This window comes from Rhodococcus sp. 3258, from assembly GCF_031456475.1.
In the GTDB taxonomy this organism is placed as follows: Bacteria; Actinomycetota; Actinomycetes; order Mycobacteriales; family Mycobacteriaceae; genus Rhodococcoides; species Rhodococcoides fascians.
Window position 1 is genome coordinate 1 of record NZ_JAVDUT010000017.1, and the last position, 2,439, is coordinate 2,439.

Annotated in this window: 1 rRNA gene; it reads left to right on the forward strand. The window is 55.4% G+C overall.

The annotated features are described in order from the left end of the window. A 23S ribosomal RNA gene (locus J2X62_RS25385) occupies positions 1 to 2,393 on the forward strand; the annotation flags it as partial. Between the last annotated feature and the right edge of the window lie 46 nt (positions 2,394 to 2,439).

Here is a 2,439-nt window from a genome sequence, read left to right on the forward strand (position 1 = left end):
TGTGGTGTAGTGGCGTGTTCTAGACCCGAAGCGGAGTGATCTACCCATGGCCAGGTTGAAGCGACGGTAAGACGTCGTGGAGGACCGAACCCACTTAGGTTGAAAACTGAGGGGATGAGTTGTGGGTAGGGGTGAAAGGCCAATCAAACTCCGTGATAGCTGGTTCTCCCCGAAATGCATTTAGGTGCAGCGTCACGTGTTTCTCACCGGAGGTAGAGCTACTGGATGGTCTAGGGGGCCTACAAGCTTACCGAAATCAGCCAAACTCCGAATGCCGGTGAGTGAGAGCGTGGCAGTGAGACTGCGGGCGATAAGGTTCGTAGTCGAGAGGGAAACAGCCCAGATCGCCAGCTAAGGTCCCTAAGCGTGTACTAAGTGGAAAAGGATGTGGGGTCGCGAAGACAACCAGGAGGTTGGCTTAGAAGCAGCCACCCTTGAAAGAGTGCGTAATAGCTCACTGGTCAAGTGATCCTGCGCCGACAATGTAGCGGGGCTCAAGTACACCACCGAAGCTGCGGCACTCACACAATAGCCCGCTGAATCCTTGCGAGGGTTCAGCCAGGTGTGTGGGTGGGTAGGGGAGCGTCGTGCAGCCATGGAAGCATCGGAGTGATCCAGGTGTGGAGGCTGCGCGAGTGAGAATGCAGGCATGAGTAGCGAAAGACGAGTGAGAAACTCGTCCGCCGAATGACCAAGGGTTCCTGGGCCAGGTTAATCCGCCCAGGGTGAGTCGGGACCTAAGACGAGGCCGACAGGCGTAGCCGATGGACAACGGGTTGATATTCCCGTACCCGTGTAACCGCGCCCATGGTGAATCAGTGACACTAACCACCCTGAATCCAGATGACCGATCTCTTTCGAGAGTGAGGCGTGTGGTGGATGCGTGGGACCTGATCTGGTAGTAGCCAAGCGATGGGGTGACGCAGGAAGGTAGCTGGGCCAGTCAGTGGTTGTACTGGTGTAAGCCTGTAGGGCGAACGGTAGGCAAATCCGCCGTTCATGAAGCCTGAGAGGTGATGCGTAGCCGATTGAGGCGAATTCAGTGATCCTATGCTGCCGAGAAAAGCCTCTAGTGAGTTGTTACACGGCCCGTACCCCAAACCGACACAGGTGGTCAGGTAGAGAATACTAAGGCGATCGAGATAACTATGGTTAAGGAACTCGGCAAAATGCCCCCGTAACTTCGGGAGAAGGGGGGCCCCTGCCGGTGATCACTCTTGCAGTGTGAGCTGGTGTGGGCCGCAGAGACCAGTGAGAAGCGACTGTTTACTAAAAACACAGGTCCGTGCGAAGTCGTAAGACGATGTATACGGACTGACGCCTGCCCGGTGCTGGAAGGTTAAGAGGACCGGTTAGCCAGTAATGGCGAAGCTGAGAATTTAAGCCCCAGTAAACGGCGGTGGTAACTATAACCATCCTAAGGTAGCGAAATTCCTTGTCGGGTAAGTTCCGACCTGCACGAATGGCGTAACGACTTCTCAGCTGTCTCAACCATAGACTCGGCGAAATTGCATTACGAGTAAAGATGCTCGTTACGCGCGGCAGGACGAAAAGACCCCGGGACCTTCACTACAGCTTGGTATTGGTGTTCGGTTCGGTTTGTGTAGGATAGGTGGGAGACTGTGAAGCGGTGACGCCAGTTACTGTGGAGTCGTTGTTGAAATACCACTCTGATCGTATTGGATACCTCAACCTCGGACCATGATCTGGTTCAGGGACAGTGCCTGGTGGGTAGTTTAACTGGGGCGGTTGCCTCCTAAAATGTAACGGAGGCGCCCAAAGGTTCCCTCAGCCTGGTTGGCAATCAGGTGTCGAGTGCAAGTGCACAAGGGAGCTTGACTGTGAGACTGACAAGTCGAGCAGGGACGAAAGTCGGGACTAGTGATCCGGCACCGGCAAGTGGAAGCGGTGTCGCTCAACGGATAAAAGGTACCCCGGGGATAACAGGCTGATCTTCCCCAAGAGTCCATATCGACGGGATGGTTTGGCACCTCGATGTCGGCTCGTCGCATCCTGGGGCTGGAGTAGGTCCCAAGGGTTGGGCTGTTCGCCCATTAAAGCGGCACGCGAGCTGGGTTTAGAACGTCGTGAGACAGTTCGGTCTCTATCCGCCGCGCGCGTAAGAAACTTGAGGAAGGCTGTCCCTAGTACGAGAGGACCGGGACGGACGAACCTCTGGTGTGCCAGTTGTTCCACCAGGAGCACCGCTGGTTGGCTACGTTCGGAAGGGATAACCGCTGAAAGCATCTAAGCGGGAAGCCTGTTCCAAGATGAGGTTTCTCACCCCCTCGAGGGGGTAAGGCCCCCGGCAGACCACCGGGTTGATAGGCCAGAACTGGAAGTACAGCAATGTATGCAGGTGACTGGTACTAATAGGCCGAGGACTTACCACAAAGAAGCTACGCGTCCACTGTGCAATATCTGAAACAACACACGAGT